Annotated in this window: 22 protein-coding genes; 19 read left to right on the top strand and 3 right to left on the bottom strand. The window is 51.7% G+C overall.

Translation table 11 applies throughout. From position 1 onward, the window contains the following. Positions 1-185: 185 nt before the first annotated feature. The 3 genes from HN413_01220 to HN413_01210 form a co-directional block, all read right to left on the bottom strand. Entirely contained in the window at positions 186-401 is a 216-nt protein-coding gene (locus HN413_01220; GenBank protein MBT3389010.1) for a hypothetical protein, read from the bottom strand. 186 nt (positions 402-587) lie between these two features. Beyond that, on the bottom strand, positions 588-1,253 hold the full coding sequence (locus HN413_01215) for a sugar ABC transporter ATP-binding protein (protein MBT3389009.1): 666 nt from the start codon (positions 1,251-1,253) through the stop codon (positions 588-590). A gap of 67 nt (positions 1,254-1,320) precedes the next feature. Then, positions 1,321-2,022, bottom strand: a complete 702-nt coding sequence (locus HN413_01210) for a TetR/AcrR family transcriptional regulator (protein ID MBT3389008.1) — start codon at positions 2,020-2,022, stop codon at positions 1,321-1,323. A 127-nt stretch (positions 2,023-2,149) separates the two neighbouring features. Here HN413_01210 and HN413_01205 point away from each other — a divergent pair, with 127 nt between their 5' ends. From HN413_01205 to HN413_01115, 19 genes are all read left to right on the top strand, one after another. Continuing rightward, positions 2,150-2,923 carry a DeoR/GlpR transcriptional regulator gene (locus HN413_01205; GenBank protein ID MBT3389007.1) on the top strand — a complete coding sequence of 258 codons (774 nt, stop codon included), beginning with the start codon at positions 2,150-2,152 and terminating at the stop codon, positions 2,921-2,923. 5 nt (positions 2,924-2,928) lie between these two features. After that, positions 2,929-4,392 (top strand): rhamnulokinase, encoded by a 1,464-nt coding sequence (locus HN413_01200; protein MBT3389006.1) that lies wholly within the window; start codon positions 2,929-2,931, stop codon positions 4,390-4,392. Positions 4,393-4,407: 15 nt separating this feature from the next. Then, complete coding sequence (locus HN413_01195; protein ID MBT3389005.1) at positions 4,408-5,229, top strand: rhamnulose-1-phosphate aldolase; 822 nt, start codon at positions 4,408-4,410, stop codon at positions 5,227-5,229. A 199-nt stretch (positions 5,230-5,428) separates the two neighbouring features. Continuing rightward, positions 5,429-6,700, top strand: coding sequence for an L-rhamnose isomerase (locus tag HN413_01190; protein MBT3389004.1), 1,272 nt, complete (start codon positions 5,429-5,431; stop codon positions 6,698-6,700). Next, complete coding sequence (locus HN413_01185; protein MBT3389003.1) at positions 6,654-7,376, top strand: HAD-IA family hydrolase; 723 nt, start codon at positions 6,654-6,656, stop codon at positions 7,374-7,376. Before HN413_01190 ends, HN413_01185 begins: the two co-directional genes overlap by 47 nt. Before the next feature lie 6 nt (positions 7,377-7,382). Beyond that, on the top strand, positions 7,383-7,640 hold the full coding sequence (locus tag HN413_01180) for a hypothetical protein (GenBank protein MBT3389002.1): 258 nt from the start codon (positions 7,383-7,385) through the stop codon (positions 7,638-7,640). Positions 7,641-7,653: 13 nt separating this feature from the next. After that, complete coding sequence (locus HN413_01175) at positions 7,654-9,447, top strand: aldehyde ferredoxin oxidoreductase family protein (GenBank protein ID MBT3389001.1); 1,794 nt, start codon at positions 7,654-7,656, stop codon at positions 9,445-9,447. Positions 9,448-9,476: 29 nt separating this feature from the next. Continuing rightward, complete coding sequence (locus tag HN413_01170; GenBank protein ID MBT3389000.1) at positions 9,477-10,088, top strand: fuculose phosphate aldolase; 612 nt, start codon at positions 9,477-9,479, stop codon at positions 10,086-10,088. 219 nt (positions 10,089-10,307) lie between these two features. Then, the gene (locus HN413_01165; GenBank protein ID MBT3388999.1) at positions 10,308-11,045 is read left to right on the top strand and encodes a (Fe-S)-binding protein; all 738 of its coding nucleotides are present in this window, start codon (positions 10,308-10,310) and stop codon (positions 11,043-11,045) included. Further along, positions 11,042-12,445: an iron-sulfur cluster-binding protein gene (locus HN413_01160; GenBank protein ID MBT3388998.1), complete on the top strand. Its 1,404-nt coding sequence runs from the start codon at positions 11,042-11,044 to the stop codon at positions 12,443-12,445. Before HN413_01165 ends, HN413_01160 begins: the two co-directional genes overlap by 4 nt. Further along, positions 12,442-13,074: an LUD domain-containing protein gene (locus HN413_01155; GenBank protein ID MBT3388997.1), complete on the top strand. Its 633-nt coding sequence runs from the start codon at positions 12,442-12,444 to the stop codon at positions 13,072-13,074. Before HN413_01160 ends, HN413_01155 begins: the two co-directional genes overlap by 4 nt. A gap of 389 nt (positions 13,075-13,463) precedes the next feature. Further along, the gene (locus HN413_01150) at positions 13,464-13,940 is read left to right on the top strand and encodes an Lrp/AsnC family transcriptional regulator (protein MBT3388996.1); all 477 of its coding nucleotides are present in this window, start codon (positions 13,464-13,466) and stop codon (positions 13,938-13,940) included. Further along, on the top strand, positions 13,941-14,837 hold the full coding sequence (locus HN413_01145) for a 4Fe-4S binding protein (GenBank protein ID MBT3388995.1): 897 nt from the start codon (positions 13,941-13,943) through the stop codon (positions 14,835-14,837). An 83-nt stretch (positions 14,838-14,920) separates the two neighbouring features. Beyond that, a complete protein-coding gene (locus HN413_01140) occupies positions 14,921-16,519 on the top strand; it encodes an ABC transporter substrate-binding protein (GenBank protein MBT3388994.1) in 1,599 nt (532 codons plus the stop codon). A 73-nt stretch (positions 16,520-16,592) separates the two neighbouring features. After that, entirely contained in the window at positions 16,593-17,615 is a 1,023-nt protein-coding gene (locus HN413_01135; protein ID MBT3388993.1) for an ABC transporter permease, read from the top strand. Positions 17,616-17,705: 90 nt separating this feature from the next. Then, entirely contained in the window at positions 17,706-18,554 is an 849-nt protein-coding gene (locus HN413_01130; GenBank protein MBT3388992.1) for an ABC transporter permease, read from the top strand. Positions 18,555-18,567: 13 nt separating this feature from the next. After that, the gene (locus tag HN413_01125) at positions 18,568-19,551 is read left to right on the top strand and encodes an ABC transporter ATP-binding protein (protein MBT3388991.1); all 984 of its coding nucleotides are present in this window, start codon (positions 18,568-18,570) and stop codon (positions 19,549-19,551) included. After that, positions 19,529-20,503, top strand: coding sequence for an ATP-binding cassette domain-containing protein (locus HN413_01120; protein MBT3388990.1), 975 nt, complete (start codon positions 19,529-19,531; stop codon positions 20,501-20,503). The genes HN413_01125 and HN413_01120 overlap by 23 nt, the downstream gene beginning before the upstream one ends. Before the next feature lie 13 nt (positions 20,504-20,516). Continuing rightward, a complete protein-coding gene (locus tag HN413_01115) occupies positions 20,517-21,665 on the top strand; it encodes a DUF917 domain-containing protein (protein ID MBT3388989.1) in 1,149 nt (382 codons plus the stop codon). Positions 21,666-21,776 lie beyond the last annotated feature (111 nt).

Below are 21,776 nucleotides of genomic sequence, written 5' to 3'. Positions count from 1 at the left end.
CGTAGGACCTTTGATGATAGGGTTACTCGTGTCAGCTTACACGTGTAAATGATGGTTCATATTATACAAAGATTTTTTCGATTGTCAATAAAAAACAACAAAGAACGGTATTTTAACTTGCCATTCCTTGTTGTTGCCTTTGCTTTTTTTGTGCGTTAGTAAGGCATCCCCCAGCCAGATAAAGATCAATCCACTTTACTTGTTTGCTTGAAATATATGAACAAGCCCATAAAGCCGCCCATGAAACCAATGATGAGACCGCTCACGCCGTTGCCGAGCGCATTTGCGAGCAGGGTTTCGGGCATTGGGGCAAGAAAATAGTTGATTAAAAAGCTGGGCACTAATCCCATGATGCCGCCGATGACGGCTGCTTTGGTGATTTCAGATTTATTCTTGTTCATGATGTAGCTTCCTATCTTCTTTCGTTATTTTACTGATGTTACGAAAAAAGAGGCTTTTGGCAAACCTTGGGGCTGCCCTCACCCCTTCGGCAGGCTCAGGGCAACGCCTCCGCCCTCTCCCAAAGGGAGAGGGGACTTAATCCCTTCTCCTCTTGGGAGAAGGTTAGGATGAGGGAAAATGACAGCCTATTGTTCATCACTGCGTAACATCAGCAATTCAGGCAAATCGTGAGTGATAAACAAGACCGCCTTATTTTCAGCTTTCATCTTCCGCATCACGTTATACAAAATTTCCTGCCCCTTATGCGAGAGCGCCGTTGTTGTCTCATCAACGATCAGCATCTCAGGTCGGGCATACATCACCTTCGCCAACTCGACCAATTTACGTTCCTGCATCCCCAAGCGGTCAATCGGCAGGTCAGGTGCAATATCAGAGCCAATTGCTTCTAAGGCATCCTTCGCAGCCTGATTCATTTGACGTTTACTGATCAAACCGAATTTTATAAACTTTTCTTCTTCCCCGATAAAGATATTCTCCGCAACGCTGATGCCCGGAACTGTTCCCATTTCCTGAACGATCATCCCGATCCCCGCCTTTGCACCGTCAATCATCGACCCGGGCTTGTGTGCCTGCCCCAAAAAGAACATCTCACCTCGGTTTGCTGGCTGCATCCCCGTCGCAATCGACGAAAGCGTCAATTGCCCGGAGCCGTTCTCGCCGATCAAGCCCGTGATCTCGCCACGATACACTAAAAGGTCAACCTGATCCAGCGCAACGGTTGGACCAAAGTTCTTGCAAATCCCTTTGGCTTCAAAAATCAATTCTTTTTTTTTGGATAAAACTTTTGCCATGCTTCTGCCTCGGTTTTTCAACGTCCTAAATCGGGTGCGGAATGTAGCGAGCGCTTAACGCTCCGCTCTATGCCTGGGCTTTCAGCCCATCCAAAAAGATACGGTAAATTTTCGTAAAAATTTCCTGAGAACTTTTCCCAAACTCTGCTTCCACCTTTTCCCCCATTTCACCAAAGCGACTGATCGTTCCTGAGATGAAATTGAAAAATGCCGCCAGCATCAGTGCCGATTCCATATCTGTGCGCAGCGAGCCATCGCTGATGCCTGCTTGAATACTGTCCAAAACAAATTGCTTGTCTTCTTCCAGATTTTCAAGCATCGTGCCCACAAACATATCTGTTGACCAGTGTTTTGCATATAGGTAGTTGAGTTCGGCAACAAAACTGGCTTCGCTCGGGTTTTCAAATAAATAATCAAAAAATGACGTAATAAATTTTTCCAACCGCTGATAACCGCTTCCCTGAAAAGACCAGACTTCACGTTCGTTGCGTTCTCGCCAGCCTTTGGTGATGGTCTTGAAAATCTCTTCAGCAATTTCTTCCTTATTGGAAAAATACTTATAGATCGTTGCACGGGTTAGGCGGGATTTTTTAGCAATTTCGCTCATCGTGACCTGGTCAATGCCCTTTTCAACAAAAAGGGACTCGGCAGCATCCAAAATCCCCTCTCGTTGGTTTTCTCGATGTGTGGTGTAGATCGTTGCCATAGGACTCCTAAAAATATACGAAGCGTCTAAATATACACAATGTGTATAAAAAAGATCATACAAAAAAACAAACAAGTGTCAATAACAAAATGACAAATTGCGCTATGAAATATGACTTAAATTTGTTGTTTTCATTAAATGTTGACAAAATTCAACAAATGGCTACAATAAACACAAAGGAATTAGACCTATGACCACACACGAACGCCGTCAAACCCTGATCGAATTGCTTCGCCGCCAGCCTGGAATGCGTGTCCCCGAAATTGCCGCTATGCTGGATGTTTCCGAAGGCACCGTGCGCAACGACCTAAACGCCCTCGAAGCGGACGGTCGCCTTGAACGGGTACATGGCGGGGCGGTATTAGCGGAGCGAATGCACATCGACAGCACCTCCTTTACCGAACGTCATCGGGAAAATGTTATCGCCAAGGAAGCTGTCGCTCGTCAGGCTGCCAAGCTCGTGCAGGATGGCGACTCGATCCTGCTCGATGCCAGCAGCACCATCTATTACTTGGGGCTTGCGCTCGAAACCCGCCAACGTCTGCGAGTCGTCACCAACGGCTTGGACGTTGCCCGTCTGCTGGCGAAAAACCCGTCCAATACCGTCATCCTGATCGGCGGCATTCTCAGTCAGGATGGCTCTTCTTTAACAGGTTTATTCAGCGAGCAAGCCATTCAAGACCTGCATGTGCAAAAAGCCTTCGTCTCAGCCAGCGGTTTTACCATCGAGCGGGGGCTGACCGAAGTACATCTCGAAGAAGCCCAACTCAAACGCAAAGCCATTCAAACCGCACAACAAGTTATCGCCCTAATGGATTCAAACAAGCTCGGTCACGAAGACCTGACCCCCGTCGCTCACCCCACACAGCTCGCATCGCTCTATACCGATTCGGAGATTTCGCCCGAATGGGTGCATAAGATCAACGAAGCAGGCATCAAACTGGTCGTCTGCGGATTGGAGTAGAGCGGATGTCAAACTACCTCGCCATCGATCTCGGCGCAGAAAGCGGACGGACGATCCTCGGAACGCTCTCGGCTGGAAAATTGGTACTACACGAGACGCATCGTTTTGCCAATCAACCTGTTCGGCTGCCCAATGCCCTCCACTGGGACATCCTCCGTTTGTGGGCAGAAATCAAGACCGGGATTGCTGCAACCGTCAAAGATGGGGTACAACTCGACAGCCTCGGCGTCGACACCTGGGGCGTGGACTTTGTCCTGCTCGATAAAGACGGCAACCTGCTCGCTAATCCCACCCACTATCGTGATGCCCGCACGGACGGGATGCTCGAAGAAGCCTTTGTTCTAATGCCTCGCAGCGAGATTTTCGCCAACACGGGCATCCAGTTCATGCAGTTGAATACCCTCTATCAACTTTTGGCGATGCTCAAAGCCGACTGCTCGCTTTTTGAAATCGCCAAAACCTTCCTCACTATTCCCGACCTGCTCAACTACTGGCTTTCGGGAAAACTGACCAACGAATTTACCAACGCCACTACCACCCAATGCTTTAATCCCCAAACCAAAGCATGGTCGTCCTCCTTGCTGGATGCGATGGGCATTCCGGAACATCTTTTTAATCCCATCTCCGAACCGGGGACGGTACTTGGCGGATTGCAGCCATCCGTTGCCGAAGAAACGGGCGCAGAGGGTGTGCAAGTTGTCGTGCCTGCCTGCCACGATACAGGCTCGGCGGTCGTCGCTGTCCCTGCTGAAAATCAGGACTTCGCCTGGCTCAGTTCGGGGACATGGTCGATTATGGGGGCAGAAGTGACAGAGCCTGTGCTTGGCGAAAAAGCGCTTGAATACAACTTTACCAACGAAGGCGGCGTTTTCGGTACCTGGCGTTTGTCGAAGAACATCATGGGGTTGTGGATCGTGCAGGAGTGCCGTAGAACGTGGCAAAGCTCGGGACAAGACTACTCTTATGATGCAATGACCAAGCTGGCGGCTGAGTCCGATCCGTTCATTGCGGTGATTAATCCCGACGATGACATCTTCTTCCATCCCGGCGACATGCCGCAGAAAATCCAATCCTATTGCAAAAAAACGGGACAGCGTGTGCCGCAATCGCACGGCGAAATTTTGCGGGTGGCGCTCGAAAGTCTGGCGCTCAAATATCGCTGGGCGCTGGGGCGGCTGGAAGAGCTGGCGGGCAGGGAGTTTGCGCCCATCCACATCATCGGCGGCGGGACTCAAAATCGCCTGCTAAACCAGTTTGCGGCAAATGCGACCGGTCGCATGGTCGTGACGGGTCCCATCGAAGCGACGGCAATCGGCAATGTGCTCATGCAAGCCATCGGCATGGGGCATCTTGAAAGTCTGGCGGATGCCCGTGAAGTGGTGCGCAATTCGTTCGATGTAGAGAAATATTATCCCGCAGAGCCTGAAGGCTGGGATGCTGCGTACGAAAAACTATTAACGCTTTTATAGCGAAAGAGAGAAAAAATGGTAAACACACCTTATCCACAATTGGATGATTTATTAGACATGATCGGTCAGGCTGGATTTCATCTGGCAGAGATCGAAGCCAGCGAAGGGGCGGCTGGGAATATTTCGGTCTGCCTGCGCTGGCAGATTGACCCACGCACCCGTTTTCCTGTGGAGAGCGAATTCGTGCTGCCGCAAGTCGTGCCGGAACTGGCTGGGGCGACCTTCATCGTCAGCGGCTCGGGACGACGTCTGCGGGAATTACGGGACGATCCGCCCGTGCATTTGGCTTGTTTGACCGTTAACGAAGGTGGCGAGACGGCGAAATTATTCACCGCCTACAACCGTCGCTTTGAGCAGGTGACCAGTGAATTTAATTCGCATTTGGCAGTGCACTATGACCAAATGACCACGACCGATACGAATTTCCATGCGGTCGTCCATGCCCAACCCCTGCACCTGACTTATTTGAGCCATATTCCCCGCTATCAGGATGAGATGTATCTCAATCGGCAGATTCTACGTTGGCAGCCTGAGACCATTGTTAACTTGCCTGAGGGCGTCGGTTTTCTGCCTTTTGAGATACCTGGTTCACAAGCGTTGATGGAAGCAAACGTACCTTGTTTAAGAGAACACCGCATTGTCATCTGGGCAAAACATGGTGTAATGTCCCGCTCGGATATTTCCGTCAAGCGGGCAGCGGATCGGGTTGAATATGCCGAGACAGCAGCGAAATATGAATATCTGAACCTGCAAATTGGCGAAGTTGGCGAAGGTTTGAGCGCTGACGAAATCCGCACGATTTGCGATACGTTTAGTGTGAAGCAGAATATCTTCTAATATAGCGCTGGTTGAGTAGGCCGACGGCACCATTCCTTCGACTAAGCTCAGGGCAAGCGTCAGCCGTATCGAAACCAAGCGGCGTTTTCAATAGCCCGCTTCGATTTCACCCATTCGGGTACAGGCGATACGCTACAGCACGGAAAAGCTGTGCTTTCGCTACTCAATCTCCGCTGAACCTTCTTTCTAAGGAGCAACTATGAGCACGACCGCAGCACAAGTACAGAAAGCCTATGAAGTCGCCAAAGAACGTTATGTTGCTCTTGGCGTGGATACCGATGCCATTTTGAAGAGTCTCGCTAAAGAAGCCATTTCCCTACATTGCTGGCAGGGCGATGATGTCGGAGGATTCGAGAACCCTGACAGTGGACTGAGCGGCGGCATCGCTGTGACGGGTAATTACCCTGGCAAGGCACGCACCCCTGACGAGTTGCGTGCTGACCTCGACAAAGCCTACAGCATGATCCCTGGCAATCACCGCCTGAACCTGCACGCTATCTATGGCGATAGCGACCGTAAGATGGATCGCAACGATTGGCAGCCGCAGCACTTTGATCGCTGGATCGAGTGGGCAAAGGCAAACAATCACGGCATCGACTATAACCCGACCTGCTTCTCGCACCCGATGGCAGACAGTGGTTTTACACTGGCGAGCCTCGATGCGAACGTGCGAGATTTTTGGGTACAGCACTGCATCAACTCTCGTGAGATCGGCGGATATATCGGTAAAGCGCTCGATAATCCTTGCGTGACGAATGTCTGGATCCCTGATGGATACAAGGACACACCCGTCGACCGTAGCAAGCACCGCGAACTGCTCAAAGAGAGCCTGGATAAAGTTTTTGCGGCAAAAATCAGTCACGCCGACTTCAATCTGGACGCAGTCGAAGCAAAGCTCTTTGGCATTGGTTCGGAAAGCTATGTCGTCGGTTCACATGAGTTCTACATGGGCTATGCTGTCCAAAACCAGACCCTGCTGACTTTGGATGCGGGTCATTTCCATCCGACCGAAGTGATCTCGGACAAGATTTCGTCGGCGTTACTCTTTGTCCCTGAAATTTTGTTGCATGTCAGTCGTGGTGTGCGCTGGGACAGCGACCATGTCGTCACCCTGACCGATGAGCTTCAAGCCATCATGCAGGAGATCGTACGGGGTGGTTATTTGAACCGCACACATATCGGGCTGGACTTCTTTGACGCCAGCATCAATCGTGTGGCGGCATGGGTGATCGGCACCCGTAATGCGCTGCGTGCCATGTTGATGGCAATGCTCGAACCCCTCGAGCAAATGAAAGCCTTCGAGCAGAGCAGCGACTTCACATCCCGTTTGGCGATGATGGAAGAATTGAAGGGTATGCCCTTCGGCGCTGTTTGGGACTATTACTGTATGCAGAATAACGTTCCCGTTGGTTTCGATTTCATGGATGAAATTCGAAATTATGAGAACGATGTACTCTCACAAAGAAGTTAAATTCATTATGATGTTTTCCCCTTCACTTGCATTTATTTTTGATATGGATGGCACCTTGGTCAACAACCTGTCTTACCACCTTCAAGCGTGGATGCAGATTGTGCGACCTTTGGGCTTGGACATTACCGAAGAAGAATTTCTCGAACGAACGAATGGCAAGACAAATCCGCTCATTTTCCGTGAACTCTTTGGCGACAAGCTAACTGTTGAAGAAGCTGAAGCTGCCGCATTGAGAAAAGAAGCGTTGTATCGAGAAATCTATGCTCCATATTTGGCATCCACACCTGGAGCAATCTCTTTGATGGACGAAGCCGCAGAAAAAGGAATCCCGCTTGCGGTGGCGACATCTGCCGACCCGCCCAATGTTGATTTCGTGTTGGGTGGCTTGAATCCGTTTTCCCGCCTTGGTGCGGTGGTCAGCGGGGATATGCCCAAGCACAGCAAGCCGCATCCCGATATTTTTCTCACGGCGGCGACGCATTTAGGCGTTCCTGCGGAGATTTGTGTTGTTTTTGAAGATTCATATTCGGGTTGTTTGGCGGCGCAGCGTGCAGGGATGCGTGTTGTCGCACTTGCGACGACCACAACGGATCGGGATATCTGCGCAGGATGGCCTGGTGTCATTCGGGTTGTGGGTGATTTCACCGACGTGCATGTCGCTGAGTTTTTGGTGTAAGAAATTATGCCTACGATCAAACTCTACGCTGGCTTGCGCAAAAAAGCGGGACAAACCGAAGTGTCCATAACGGGAGCAAGCCTCCGCACGAGCGTTTCGGCGCTTGTCGAGCAGATTCCAGCTTTGGAGGGCGTTATTGTCCAAGACGGGCAGATCCGTCCGCATTTTGTTATCAACATCAATGGACATGCTGCTACAGGTTTGGAAGTGGACATCCAGGAAGATGATGTAATCGCAATCTTTCCACCCATCGCTGGTGGATAACGAGGAGAATTTTATGAACGGTTGGAATAATAAAGTGCTGGATATTGACCTTTCGGCACAAACGTACGAAACCTATCCGCTGGATATGGAAATGGCTCGCCAGTTTATTGGTGGGCGTGGCTTGGGCGTGCGCCTGCTTTGGGACTTGGTCGGTCCCGATGTTGACCCGCTAGACCCCGAAAACGTACTCGTTTTTACGAACGGGCCCCTGACGGGCACGGGCTACCAGACCAGCAACCGTTTTTCGGTGACCACCAAAAGCCCGCTGACGGGCACCGTGCTGGACGCCAACTCTGGCGGCTGGTGGGGGATGCAGTTCAAAAAGGCAGGCTACGATGTGATGATTGTGCGTGGCAAAGCTGAGCAGCCGATTTGGATTGAAATTAAAAATGAAGAAATTACTTTCCACGATGCAAGTAATCTGTGGGGCATGCGGGTTTTTGACCTGACCGAAAAACTCGGACAGGATAATAACAAACGCAACGTGCTTTGCATTGGTCCTGCGGGAGAGAACTTGAGCCGTGTGGCGGCGATCATGAACGACCGTGAACGTGCGCTGGCGCGTGGCGGTCCTGGCGCTGTGATGGGCAGCAAGAACTTGAAGGCGATTGTCGTGGAGGGCAAAAAACGCACGGAGATCGAGAACAAGGATCGCTTCAAATTTCTACTCTACGAAACCCGCAAGCTGCTGGCAGCCAGCCCGCTCACCAGTCAGGCGCTGCCTGAGTTTGGCACCGTTGTGCTGATGAATATCATGAACAACATCGGCGCCCTGCCCACTCGCAACCACCAGCAGACCCAGTTTGAAGGCGCCGAAGCCATTTCTGGCGAAGCCCTCACCGAGAAATATCTCGTCAAAAATCAGGCTTGCTGGGCCTGCCCCATCGGCTGCACCCGCATCAGCCAAACCGAAAAGGTCGAGGGCGAGGGGCCTGAGTTCGAGTCTACCTGGGCGTTCGGTGCGCAGTGCGGCATCGACGATCTGCCCGCCATCATTGAAGCGAACGCCATTTGCAACGATCTGGGATTGGATACCATCTCCGCTGGCTCGACAATCGCCTGTGCGATGGAATTGAGCGAAAAAGGCTATATGGATTCAGAACTCCGCTTCGGACGTGCCGACCAACTTGCTTCCACGTTAGAAGCGATGGCAGTCCGAGAAGGGGTCGGCTCCGATCTCGCCGATGGCAGCCTCCGTTTAGCGAAGAAATACGGTCATCCCGAACTTTCGATGTCCGCCAAAGGGATGGAAATGCCCGCCTACGATCCGCGCGGTATGCAGGGACAGGGTTTGCTCTACGCCACGTCCAACCGTGGCGGCTGTCACATGCGTGGCAACATGGTCGGTCCCGAAGTGCTCGGCTTGCCGAAAATGATCGACCGCTTCCAGGTTCAGGGAAAGTCCAGTTTTGTGATCTTGCACCAAAATGGCTCGGCAGCGATCGACGCACTGGTAGTGTGTAAGTTCACCAATATGGGTGTCGCAGATGAGTATTTTGCTCGTGTCTTGAGTGCCGTAACAGGCATCCAGTATGATACGGGCGACCTGCATCGGGTTGGTGAGCGCATCTGGAATCTGGAGCGCATGTACAACCTGCGTGAAGGCTTCACCGCAGCCGATGACACCCTGCCGCCGCGCCTACTCGAAGACGCCCCGACCGAAGGTCCGTCTGCGGGCTGGGTCGTCAAACTCGAACCGATGCTGGCAGAATACTATCGCAGCCGTGGCTGGGACGAGAATGGTGTCCCGGCACAGGCAAAACTCGAAGAACTTGGCTTGGCTGATCTGGTTGCCGCAACCGCCTAACTGGACAACTGGATAAACTGGAGAATATTATGGTTGACGAACGAATTTACGAAATGTTTCGCGAGATCGGCGAAGACTTGTATAGCGCCCAAATGATCAGCTCGCACGGCGGCAATCTCAGCATCCGACTCGGCGACCGCATCATCATCAAACGACGTGGTGCCCAACTAGGCAGACTCAAACCGCATGACCTGATCGAAACCCGTCTCGACAAAAATGACAGTGGCGTGGTGCTTGCTTCGACTGAGCTGATCGTCCATCGTGCGATCTATCAACAGACGCCTGCGCTGGCGGTCTGTCACTGCCACCCCCGCACGGCGGTTGCTTTTTCCTTCTCTCGTGATGCACTTGTGCCGATTGATAACGAAGCATCCTATCTGCTGAAAAAGATTCCCGTCGTGACCGAAGAATTTGCCTCGGGTTCGCCCCAAATGGCAAATACCGTCGCTGGCGCATTGAAAGATTACAAGATTATCATGCTGCGTGGACACGGTAGCTTCGCCATCGGCTCGACATTGGAAGAAGCCTTTCACTGGTCTTCAACCCTCGAAGAATCCGCCCAAATGGAACTTGCCGCCAAGCTCATCAATGAACCCTTCATTGAGTATCGTGGTATGACGGAAGGGTATAAGACGTTCTAAGCATTACGAAATTGACATCAACTGGATAGCGCTGGTTGAGTAGCCTGACAGTCTTATCGTCAGGCGTATCGAAACCAAGCGGGTCTGTTTCATAAAACTCGCTCTGGTTTCGATACACTACAGCACGGTAAAACTGTGCTTTCGTTACTCAACCTCCGCTATAATAATTTTGCAAAACAAACTTACCACTCTCTATTCTCTCCTCTCTAAGGTCTCCCTATGCCAAAAGCCCAACTATTCATCACCTGCCTTGCAGATCAGTTCTACACCAAGACCCTCCAGAATATGACCGAACTGCTGGAGCGCCTCGGCGTGGAGTTGGTCTTCCCGCCCGAGCAAACCTGCTGCGGGCAGCCGCTTTTCAACAACGGCTTTGAAGACAAAACCCGTGCCGTTGCTCGTAACTTTCTGCGCTCCTTCGGACAAAGCGATGCGCCCATCGTGGGACCCTCTGGCTCCTGCGTCGGGATGGTCAAGCATCACTATCTCGAACTCTTCCCCGAAGGCACACCTGAACACGAACAGGCGCTCGATATCACATCTCGCATCTACGAGTTCACGGAATATGTCGTCAACGTGCTCAAGGAGACTGATTTGGGTGCTGTGTATCCGCACAAAGTCACTTATCACGCTTCCTGTCATTATCTGCGTGAGATGGGTTTGAAAACCGAAGCCAAGACTCTTATCAATGCCGTGCAAGGGTTGGAGTTTGTCCAACTTCACGAAGAAGAAACTTGCTGCGGATTTGGCGGCGCTTTCTCTGTCACCTATCCTGAAGTGAGTGGCTCAATGGTCGGCAACAAGGTCAAAAATATCATCGCCAGTGGCGCGGAAACGGTCATCACGACCGAACCAGGCTGCCTGATGAATATCGCTGGCGGCTTGCGCAAATCTGAGTCCCCGATCCGTGCCATGCACATTATTGACCTGCTGGCAACGAAAGAAGGTGCAGCATGAGCGGACGTCCAGTTTACGTTGATTTCGCAGGCTACACCGAAAACGTCCCGCCGAGCATCCCTGCCGCTGTCCAACTCGCCACCGCTCGCCTCGCAGGCGGACGCGCCGCCCGTGTTGCCGAACTCCCCGAATGGGAAGAACTGCGCCAGATCGCATCCGATATTCGTGCGCACACCATCCAGCACATGGATGCCTACCTGACGAAATTCGAGCAAAACTTCACCGCCGCAGGTGGACAAATCCATTTCGCCGCCACCGACAAAGACGCCTGCCAAATTGTCACCGACATCGCCAAAGAACACGGCGTCAAAACCGCTGTCAAATCCAAGTCAATGGCGACCGAAGAGATCGGCTTGAACGACGCCCTCGCAAAAGCGGGCATCCAAGCCATCGAGACCGACCTCGGCGAATACATCATCCAACTCGCAGGTACGGGACCCTCCCATATTCTTGCCCCCGCCGTCCATCTCAAAAAGGAAGAGATCGCTGATATTTTCACCGAAAAGCTCGGTGTGGATGCCCCGCCCGACCCGCAACAACTGACCCGCATTGCTCGTGAGACTCTGCGTGCCGAATTTCTGAAAGCAGATATGGGCATCTCTGGCGGCAATTTCCTGATCGCTGAAACAGGCACGCTCGTCATGGTCACCAACGAGGGCAACGGACGCATGGTCTCGACCATGCCCGAATTACAGGTCGCCATCGTTGGCTTCGACAAGATCATCCCCGATTGGGAATCGCTCACCATCTTCCTGAAGCTACTCGCCCGCTCTGCCACAGGGCAGAAAATGTCCACCTACACCCAATTCATCACAGGTCCCCGCCGCAGCGATGACGAAGGTGGCCCCAAAGAGTTCCACATCGTCATCATCGACAACGGACGTTCCAAAATTCTCAAAGACCCCGTTGGACGGGATGTACTCAAGTGCATCCGTTGCAGCGCCTGCGCCAACAACTGCCCCGTTTACCAAAATGTCGGCGGCTTTGCCTATGGCTGGTTTATTTCGGGTCCCATCGGCGCCATTTACACGCCCCAAATTCTCGATACCCAAGCCGCCCGTGAGCTGCCCTTCGCATCCACGCTCTGCGGCGCTTGCGGCGATGTCTGCCCCGTCAAAATCCCCATTCCCGACATTCTGCGTCATCTGCGCCGCCGAGTTGCAGAAGGCGACGAGTTCGCCGAGCCGAGTATGCCAGCCTCCATACGGGCAGCCGCTGGGGTCACATCCTTTGCCCTTTCTCAAGCGTGGCTCTATCGTTTGGGGTCAAAAATCCTGCTAACGGTCACATCCATTATCCAACCCTATCCCCTCACTCGTTGGACAAAAATCCGCCCGCTGCCTGCCTTCTCTGCAAAATTCAGGGGATGGTGGAAATCCCGAAAGGATGGCGCAAAATGACCAATCCCGTACTCGAAAATATTCGCCGCTCCCTCGGCAGAACGGATCGCTCTCCTGTCGGCTTGCGTCCCGCTATCTATACCCCTCGGCAGCCCCAAACAGTGGACGCAGAACTCTCGCTCTTCTTCGACGAGTTGCAAAAACTGGCTGGCGTAGGCGCAGTAGTCAACCCTGCTGACATTGCTGCCAAACTAAAAGAACTGGTCGAAACCCAAGAAATCAAAAAGGCAACTCTCTGGCACACCCCGCTGATCGGAAAACTCGGCATCGAAGAGATGCTCCGCTCCCTCGGCGTGGAGCTCGTCCCCGAAAATGCCCCTAAAACCGAACTTGCTCACTGCGACCTCGGCGTCACCGAAGCGGACTACATCCTGCCCGAAACGGGCACCATCGTCCTGCACGCCTCTGCCGAAATGCCGAGAGCCACATCTTTGTTGCCGCGCGTGCATCTCGCCCTCACTACCCCCGACATGCTGCGCCCCGACCTTCATCAGGTTTTTGCTGAAGGGAAGGGGAATAGCTACATGGTCTTCATCTCCGGCCCCAGCCGCACAGCGGACATTGAGCTGACGACTGCCCTCGGTGTGCATGGGCCGAAGGATCTGTATGTTTGGATGGTGAGGAAATAATAGCCACAACACTTTACGACATCACAGTTACTAGTTCAGTGCGGTATAAATCAAATATACGGGTATAAATTTCGTCCGATCGGATTGATACCCACAACATAAAGGATGAAATAAACGTATAGCGTACTTTTCCCTAGATACAGAGGTGATTTTATTGCTCTGTTCCGATAAATTACCATGCCACACTCCTCACATCATGCGATATGGGGAGTTTTTGCTTTAAAGGCAGATCAGCGAAGAAGCTTCTTTTGATATCCGTCAAAAACGAAAACTCATATTTTTTTGCTAAAAACAACGAAAAAGGAATGTTTTGCTTCTGAAACGGAATAGTTTTGATAAAATAAAGAAAATAACGGAAATTTTCAAGTATGATGTAAAGGAGAAAAATCATGAAGCCAAGAATAGACGACCTCGACCGAGAAATTTTTGATTGCCTGCGAGAAGATGCCAGAATGCCCGCATCTGAAATTGCTCGCCGCCTGGGTCACATCACCGCACGAGCGGTTCGCAACAGAATTGACCGGCTTGTTGAAGAAGGATTCATCGCCATTACCGCTGGTGCTGTCCCCGAAAGGCTGGGCTTCCCCATCAGCGCCGACATTTATATTGACGTTGAGCCGGGCGAAATTGAGCATGTTGCCAATAAAATGGCTGAACTCGATGAAGTCTTCTATGTCGCCATGACGACCGGCGATACCGACATATCGGCATCTACGGTTGCCGTCAGCATGGGCGCTTTGCAGGAATTTATTTCCACCAAGCTGCACACCATTCCAGGCGTCACGAAAACAAAAACCTACGTCCTCACAAAAATCCTCAAACAAAGCTGCGATTGGGCTTTCCCTGAAAAATTACCAAAGGTCTAAATGTATAAGCAGGAATTTATCCCCACTATCAAAATCGATCCCGAACGCTGTGACAAAGAGGGGCTATGTGTTCTTGCCTGTGTAGAAGATATTTTCGAGCAAAAAGAAAAAAAAGCATTTCCCAATATCGTCCATCCCGAAGCCTGTTTTTCCTGTGGGCAGTGCTTGGCAATTTGCCCCTCCGATGCCATCACGCATACCGGGCTTGAGCCTTTGGAAACATTCACCCGCCCCAGCCCGGAAACCAAACTCAACCCTGAGCACTTGATCGGCTTCATGAGATCACGCCGCTCCATCCGCCTTTACAACCAAAAACGCAGCGTGCGCAGGGAACTGATCGAAAAAATCATCGACTCTGCCCGCTATGCGCCGACCGGCTCCAATGCCCAAAGCCTTGAGCATATTGTCATCACAGATCGGGATTTGATGGATCGGCTTGCCGCCCTTGGGGTTGATCTCTTTCGAGAAAAAGCAGCTCGCTTCGAGGAAGAGGGGGCGCTATCGCACCTGGACCCGAGGTTTGCTCGGCGTATAGAAGCGGATATCCCCTTTTACAAAGGGGTGGTCTCGGATTATGAAGCAGGCAAGGATCCCTTTTTCTATCAAGCGCCTGTTTTGGTCATCACCCACGCTGACATGACCATTACCTCCTGCCCGACGGAAGACGCCACCATCGCCTCCTACCAAATGATCTTGGTCGCCCTAAGTCTGGGATTAGGCTCTTGTTATGTTGGCAACCTCTATGAGTTCGGGAATGAATCTCCTGAAATTCGAGAACTCCTTGATATTCCCCCTGATAACGACATTTTGATGTCCTTTGTGCTGGGTTACCCCGCAATCCGCTTTCGCAGGTTGGTGGGGCGTAAAGAGGCAAAAGTTCGCTGGATTGATGAGTAAGGTTACTGACCAAAGGAGGCGCGCTCGTAAAACAAAAACAGTTCTTATAAAAATTGTCTTTTAAAAGAAGCAAGGAGAAGAAAATGAAAAAAAGAAAAACTATCCTCATCATCTTAGTGCTGGCTTTGGCGCTAACCGCCTGTGGTGGTGCAAATACCACCCCCGAAGCTGCCGCCCCGGAAGCGGAAGCAGAACCGGCTGCCGCTGAAAACAACGTCTTTATCTACGCCCACAATACCGGCTTCCCCGACCTAAACCCGGCAAGCAGCTTTTCTGATGATCTGCTCATCATGGCAAACTGCTACGAAACGCTAACTTTCTACAACACCCCCGGCAGTGAAGAAACCCTCAGCCCCAAACTGGCAACCGCTTGGGAAAGCGATGCCGATAGCATGGTCTGGACCTTTACACTGCGAGAAGGGGTCACCTTCCAGGATGGCGAGCCTTTTAATGCTGAAGCGGTAAAAGCTGCCATTGATAACACCATTGCTCTCGAAGCAGGCGCATCCTATATCTGGGCACCGGTTGAGACCATCGAAGTTGTGGATGAATACACCGTGCAGTTCAACCTGATGTGGCCCGCTCCGCTGGACATCATTGCAGCAGCAGGTTACGCAGCATGGATATATAGCCCGAAAGCTTATGCTGAAAAAGGGCATGAATGGTTCAATGAAGGCAATTGTGCTGGCACAGGTCCATACACCATTCAAAGTTACGAACGTGGTTCACGCATTGTGATGGCGCAAAACGAAAATTATTGGGGGGAGTGGTCAGATAATCAATATCAAACCGCCGTATTCCAGATCGTTGAAGACCCGGTCGTGCGCCAGCAAATGATCGAAGCGGGCACTGCGAGCTTCACCCACGATGTCCCTGCCGACAACTTGGCAACGTTAGATGCCCGTGATGACGTCGTTGTCTACGCCAATCCTGCTTTCCAAAACCTGGTTGGGCTTTTCAACACTCAAAAAGAACCCTTGAACGATCCCTTGGTGCGCCAGGCGATTTCCTACGCCTTCCCCTACGACCAATTCATGCAGGGCGTCATTGGTGAGCGCGGCACCCAATCGCACGGTCCCATCCCCGCAGGGATTTGGGGACACAGCGACGATCTCTTCCAATATAGCTATGATCTGGATAAAGCAAAAGAGTTGCTGACTGAAGCAGGCTATCCCGATGGCGGCTTTGAATTGGTCTACACTTTCGCAACGGGCGACCTCGATGAGCAGCAAGCTGGCGAATTATGGAAAGCTGAGTTAGCGAAATTGGGCATCACGCTGGAGCTGCGCCCGATGACCTGGGAAGCGCAATGGGATTTGGGCATGTCTGGTTCCGAAAACGCACAAGACATTTTTGCGATTTACTGGTGGCCCGACTACGTATCCCCGATTAGTTGGCTGTACGGTATGTATCATTCCGAAGAGGAAACGCTCTTCAATCTTGGGTACTACAACAATCCCGAGTTTGACGAGTTGATCGACATCGCAGATGCGATTTCGAGCACTGATCGTGAAGAAGCAACGGCGATGTTTATCGAAGCGCAGGAAATCCTCGTCAATGATGCGGTCTCGCTTTTCCTCTACGATATGAGAAATACACATCTCGCACGCACAGATGTCAAAGGTTATGTTGATAACCCTGCCTATCCCCATGTTGTATTCGTGTACGATCTGCACAAATAATTTCCAAGATAAAGGTCGCTGTCTCTTGAGCAGGCAGCGACCTTTATAAAAAACTGAAGGCATTTAGAAAATCATGCAACGCTTCGACTACATCCTGAAACGACTGGTGATGGCGCTCTTCGTGCTATTGAGCGTTTCCTTTTTTACCTTCATCATTGCACGGGTTGTGCCGTCTGACCCAGCCGCCGCCTGGGTTGGTCCCCATCCAACCAGAGAGCAGATCGAAAAAGCCACCATCGAACTTGGTTTGGATAAGCCGCTTACTACCCAATACCTGCGCTACATGGATGGAATCATCAAAGGCGATCTGGGCACTTCGATCACCACCCGCCAACCCATTTTGACAGATGTGCGTACATTCCTGCCAGCGACCCTGGAACTCGTGATTGCTGGCATGTTGATTGCGATTGTGATTGGCATTCCACTGGGGGTCTTTTCTGGGGCATATCGGGGTAGCTGGCTCGATCATCTGACACGTCTTGTGTCAATTGCTGGCGTTTCCATGCCTGCATTCCTTTTTGGCTTATTACTTCAGCTATTATTCTTCCGTTATTTGGGTCTTTTACCGTTGGGGGCACGCATTTCGACCGAAGTCTCTTTGTTCAATCCAATAGAAACCATCACGGGCATCTATCTGCTCGATTCAGCCTTGACGGGGAATTGGGTTGCTTTCCAGGATGCGCTAAAACATATCATTTTGCCTGCCGTTGCCCTCGCGACGTACCCTGTCGGTTTGGCAATCCGCATGACCCGCTCCACGATCATCGAAGTACTCAGCGAAAAATATATTATGGCGGCGAAGGTAAGCGGCATCCGTCAGCGAACGATTTTCTTCGTGTTGGCGCTAAAGAACGCCATTGTGCCGACCCTGAACGCTCTGGGCTTGGCTTTTGTCTACTCGCTTACGGGAGCCATTTTGATCGAAATCATCTTCTCGTGGCCCGGACTGGGCACCTATATTACCAATGCCGTGCTCAGTGTCGATTTTCCCGTGATCGTTTCGGTGACCTTGGTCATGACCGTTTTTTATATCCTGATCAATCTCCTGCTGGATATTATTCAAGCAATCATTGATCCACGCGTGACGCTACAATAGGCAAGTTTACTGATGACCACAACTTTTTCTGAACTGGAAATTACCGCTGACGAAATCCCGCATGACGGGCATATTTCAGAGTTATCTCTCATGTGGCGCGCCTTTCGGAGCGATCCGCTGGCCGTGTTGAGTTTGGTTATTCTGTTGATCTTTATTTTTGGTGCGATCTTCGCACCTTTCCTGACTCCCTACGCCGCACAGGGGCAGGGCGATCCGAACATCCTTGAAAAATTCAACCCGCCCAGCAAAGCCCACCTTTTGGGAACAGATTATCTGGGCAGGGATGTTTTAGCCCGCATCTTTTATGGCGGCAGAAGCTCCCTTTCGATTGGCTTTTTGGTCGTCTTTGTTGCGGTGCTGATCGGCGTTCCGCTGGGGGCGATAGCAGGCTTTTACGGTGGCTGGATCGACAATTTGCTGATGCGTATCACAGATATTTTCCTCGCCTTTCCACCACTCTTGCTCGCCATCGCTCTTGCGGCTGCGCTGGGTCCCAGCTTCACCAATACGATGATCGCCATCTCCTTCACTTGGTGGCCCTGGTATGCTCGCCTTGTTCGCGCCCAAACCATCTCACTGAAAGAACGCAGCTTCATCGAGGCAGCCCGTAGCATCGGCGTTCCCAGTTGGAAAATCATTCTCACGCACGTTTTACCTAACGTGATGACGCCCGTGATGGTGCAAGCTACGATGGATCTCGGCTCGGCAATTCTGGTCGGAGCATCAATCAGTTTTATCGGGCTGGGGGTGCAACCGCCCACTGCGGATTGGGGCACCATGATCAGCGTTGGCAGGATTTACTTTCTGGAGCGTCCCTGGTACGCTGGCTCGGCGGGCGCGGCAATCTTCCTCGTCGTTTTGGCTTTCAATTTGCTAGGGGATGCGCTTCGGGATGCCGCCGATCCGCGTACGCGCCGCTCTGTGAGTGCAGGACGATAGGATGGGTGACGCGATGACTGACACGATCCTGCAAGTTGACGATTTGCACATCCGCTTTGAAACTTACGCCGGAACCGTCCACGCGGTAAACGGGATCTCGTTCGAGATACAGAGGGGCGAGATGTTTGGCTTGGTCGGCGAATCCGGCTGCGGTAAGTCGGTGACTGGGATGGCGCTCATGAACGCTATCCCCTCGCCAGGTAAAATTGAAAACGGACGTGTGCTTTTTAATGGGGAAGATATTCTCCAGAAAAATGAAGCCCAGATGCAATCGCTGCGCGGCGGTCGGATTGCGATGATTTTTCAGGATCCAACTGCCTCGCTGAATCCTGTGTTTACGATCGGCAACCAAATTCTTCGTCAGGTGCGCCAACACAGCGCCCGGAGCAGGAAGGAAGCCGAGGAACACGCATTCGACTTTTTTGAGCGGGTCGGTTTACCTGATCCAAAAAGAATATTTAGCGCATACCCGCACGAACTCAGCGGCGGCATGAAACAGCGGGTGATGATTGCCATGGGGCTGGCATCCGGCGCAGAATTTTTGATCGCCGACGAGCCAACCACCGCTTTGGATGTGACCATTCAGGCGCAAATTTTGGCTCTGCTGGCGGAGTTGCGCGAAAAAGAGAATTTATCTATCTTGTTGATAACACACGACTTGGGCGTGGTTGCCGAAACTTGTGAGCGAGTGGCGGTCGCGTATGCTGGCAGAGTGGTGGAAACGGGGCAGGTGGACAGCGTGCTTTATGCGCCCAAGCACCCCTACACACGGGGGTTGTTGGCGGCTTTGCCCGATTCGGTTCAGCATGGTCAGCCTCTGCAAATGATCAAAGGCGCCGTGCCTGATGGCTTGCGCCCTATCGCTGGCTGTCCGTTTCATCCCCGTTGTAGCGATGCGATGGAGATTTGCAGTATCAAGGAACCTGCACAAGTTCAAATGGAAGATGATGGGCATATTGTCGCCTGTCATTTGTATGGGGAGGGCGCCAATGTCTAATCCGTCTTCATTGCTTGAAGTTAAAAACCTCAGCAAGGTTTTCGTCTCGCGTCAGGGTTGGCTGCGTCCGCAAGAAATCAGGGTTCATGCGCTAAATGGTGTTAGCCTGAATATTCCCGAACAAAGCACTTTGGGAGTTGTTGGCGAATCGGGCTGTGGCAAAACCACGCTCGGACGAGCGATCTTGTGGCTGACGCCGCCTACTGCTGGTCAGGTTTTCTTTGATGGGCAGGATACGGCTACTGCGGATAAAAAGACCATAAAGCGTCTTTATCATGAGACGCAGATGGTTTTCCAGAACCCGTATACATCTTTTGACCCGCGTTTTACCGTTTTGCAATGCGTGGCGGAACCGCTGGTCACGCACACCAAGCTGCGAGGCGATCCCCTCCGCAAACGGGTGCGGGAACTTTTGGAACAGGTCGGGATGCCTGGCAATATCCTGAATCGCTACGCACACGAGTTTAGCGGGGGACAATTACAGCGAATCGCTGTCGCTCGTGCGCTGGCGACTAACCCGCGCTTCATCGTCCTCGATGAGCCAACCTCGGCGCTGGATGTCTCCGTGCAGGCGCAAATTCTCAATCTGCTTCAGGCTTTGCAGCGCGAACTAAAACTAACCTATCTCTTCATCTCCCACGATCTGAGCGTTGTCCAGCATATCAGCGATCAGGTGGCGGTCATGTATCTGGGCAAAGTCGTCGAGATTAACGATGCCAAAACCATTTTCAGTGGCGGGGCGAAACATCCCTACACTCAGGCGTTGCTCAGCGCCATGCCAACGGTTGCCAAAGAAAGGCAGCGCGAGCAAATCATCCTGCAAGGCAGTGTTCCGAATTCGGCTAATCCGCCATCGGGTTGTGCTTTTCATCCGCGCTGTCCTGTTGCGCAACCCGTATGCAGCCAAAGCGAACCGCCCGTGAAAGATTCTGTTGCCTGTCATCTTGTCTAAAAAAGGAAAAAACATGTCTCACAAAGAAGCACAAAAAACTGTTTTGCGCACCATCGAAGATTGCGAAGACCTGCTCGAAGGTGCCGTATGGCTCGGTACGGGCGGCGGTGGCAGCTATCAGGAGGGCATTGAGCTTCTTGCCGAAGTCATCAACGAAGGACGAACCATAGAATGGATTAATGCCGAGAACATCCCTGACGATGCGTGGACATTCACCATCGGCTTGCATGGCTCAATTGCGCCGATGTCTGCGGAAGCTTTGGATGAGATTAGCGCCCAAAATCTGGTCGAAGTGGATGATGAATGGTATCTGGTCAAAGCTGCCAAGGAACTCGGGAACGCTCTTGGACGTGAGTTTGGTTGCGTGGTCCCGGCAGAATTGGGACCCGATAGTGTTGCTATTCCCCTCGCCGTTGGCGCTCGGCTGGGTATCTCGGTCGTAGATGGCGACTATATCGGGCGCGCCGTCCCCGAAGAGTTACAATCCACCTACTGTCTGTATGGAAAACAGAGCAATCTTTTTGCGGGTGTAGATATGTGGGGCAACAGTGTTTTCGTCAAACATGCTGTCAGCACTTACATGCTTGAACGGATGGCAAAAATGCTCGCCCTCGCTTCCTACGGCAATATCGCAGTCGCTACAACCCCCTTGATCGCCTCCGAAATGAAAGATATCGTCGTGCGTGGCACACTAACTCGTTGCTTGCAGATCGGGAAATCTTTGCGGGAAGCCCGCGAAAAAGGTGTTGATCCAATCGATGCTACGCTCGAAACCGCACAAGCCTGGCGGCTGTTTGACGGTACAGTTTCTGCCCTTGAGACAGAAGACCGGGGCGGCTATTACTACGGAACTGTCGAGATCACTGGCAAGGGGAAGAATGCAGGCGACACCTTGAAGGTTTGGTTCAAAAACGAAAACCATATCAGTTGGCTGAATGATAAACCCTGGATCACCAGCCCTGATTTGATTACATTCCTTTATACCGATGGGGGGAAAGGAATCTACAATTCCAATTTACAGATGGGCGATGAAATCACCGTCATTGGCAATAAAGGCGTCGAAGCCTTTCGCTCGGAGTATGGTCTCTCTTTGGGAGGTCCAGAACATTTTGGATTTGATATGGATTACACGCCAATAGAAGAGCTTGTTTCAATGTTGTGAAGTATTTCCTGTTTTCTGAAAAGATGACCTGCGACAGGAAGCTGAAACGTCGTTGTAGTCTGAGCAAAGCCTGATTTTATAAAAAATCGGGCTTTTTTTAACTTTTTTCAT

This window comes from Chloroflexota bacterium (genome assembly GCA_018648225.1).
GTDB lineage: Bacteria > Chloroflexota > Anaerolineae > Anaerolineales > UBA11858 > NIOZ-UU35.
The sequence above is the reverse complement of the archived record's forward strand: the minus strand, read 5'-3'. Positions and strand labels throughout refer to the sequence as shown.

What these genes read in the sequence shown, in the direction of transcription:
- HN413_01175 (MBT3389001.1), top strand. Translation starts at nt 7,654, where the DNA reads ATGAACGGTTGGAATAATAAAGTGCTGGATATTGACCTTTCGGCACAA.
- HN413_01165 (MBT3388999.1), top strand. Translation starts at nt 10,308, where the DNA reads ATGCCAAAAGCCCAACTATTCATCACCTGCCTTGCAGATCAGTTCTAC.
- HN413_01160 (MBT3388998.1), top strand. Translation starts at nt 11,042, where the DNA reads ATGAGCGGACGTCCAGTTTACGTTGATTTCGCAGGCTACACCGAAAAC.
- HN413_01195 (MBT3389005.1), top strand. Translation starts at nt 4,408, where the DNA reads ATGGTAAACACACCTTATCCACAATTGGATGATTTATTAGACATGATC.
- HN413_01135 (MBT3388993.1), top strand. Translation starts at nt 16,593, where the DNA reads ATGCAACGCTTCGACTACATCCTGAAACGACTGGTGATGGCGCTCTTC.
- HN413_01115 (MBT3388989.1), top strand. Translation starts at nt 20,517, where the DNA reads ATGTCTCACAAAGAAGCACAAAAAACTGTTTTGCGCACCATCGAAGAT.
- HN413_01125 (MBT3388991.1), top strand. Translation starts at nt 18,568, where the DNA reads ATGACTGACACGATCCTGCAAGTTGACGATTTGCACATCCGCTTTGAA.
- HN413_01170 (MBT3389000.1), top strand. Translation starts at nt 9,477, where the DNA reads ATGGTTGACGAACGAATTTACGAAATGTTTCGCGAGATCGGCGAAGAC.
- HN413_01180 (MBT3389002.1), top strand. Translation starts at nt 7,383, where the DNA reads ATGCCTACGATCAAACTCTACGCTGGCTTGCGCAAAAAAGCGGGACAA.
- HN413_01220 (MBT3389010.1), bottom strand. Translation starts at nt 401, where the DNA reads ATGAACAAGAATAAATCTGAAATCACCAAAGCAGCCGTCATCGGCGGC.
- HN413_01155 (MBT3388997.1), top strand. Translation starts at nt 12,442, where the DNA reads ATGACCAATCCCGTACTCGAAAATATTCGCCGCTCCCTCGGCAGAACG.
- HN413_01185 (MBT3389003.1), top strand. Translation starts at nt 6,654, where the DNA reads ATGAAATTCGAAATTATGAGAACGATGTACTCTCACAAAGAAGTTAAA.
- HN413_01140 (MBT3388994.1), top strand. Translation starts at nt 14,921, where the DNA reads ATGAAAAAAAGAAAAACTATCCTCATCATCTTAGTGCTGGCTTTGGCG.
- HN413_01145 (MBT3388995.1), top strand. Translation starts at nt 13,941, where the DNA reads ATGTATAAGCAGGAATTTATCCCCACTATCAAAATCGATCCCGAACGC.
- HN413_01215 (MBT3389009.1), bottom strand. Translation starts at nt 1,253, where the DNA reads ATGGCAAAAGTTTTATCCAAAAAAAAAGAATTGATTTTTGAAGCCAAA.
- HN413_01130 (MBT3388992.1), top strand. Translation starts at nt 17,706, where the DNA reads ATGTGGCGCGCCTTTCGGAGCGATCCGCTGGCCGTGTTGAGTTTGGTT.
- HN413_01120 (MBT3388990.1), top strand. Translation starts at nt 19,529, where the DNA reads ATGGGGAGGGCGCCAATGTCTAATCCGTCTTCATTGCTTGAAGTTAAA.
- HN413_01200 (MBT3389006.1), top strand. Translation starts at nt 2,929, where the DNA reads ATGTCAAACTACCTCGCCATCGATCTCGGCGCAGAAAGCGGACGGACG.
- HN413_01205 (MBT3389007.1), top strand. Translation starts at nt 2,150, where the DNA reads ATGACCACACACGAACGCCGTCAAACCCTGATCGAATTGCTTCGCCGC.
- HN413_01150 (MBT3388996.1), top strand. Translation starts at nt 13,464, where the DNA reads ATGAAGCCAAGAATAGACGACCTCGACCGAGAAATTTTTGATTGCCTG.
- HN413_01190 (MBT3389004.1), top strand. Translation starts at nt 5,429, where the DNA reads ATGAGCACGACCGCAGCACAAGTACAGAAAGCCTATGAAGTCGCCAAA.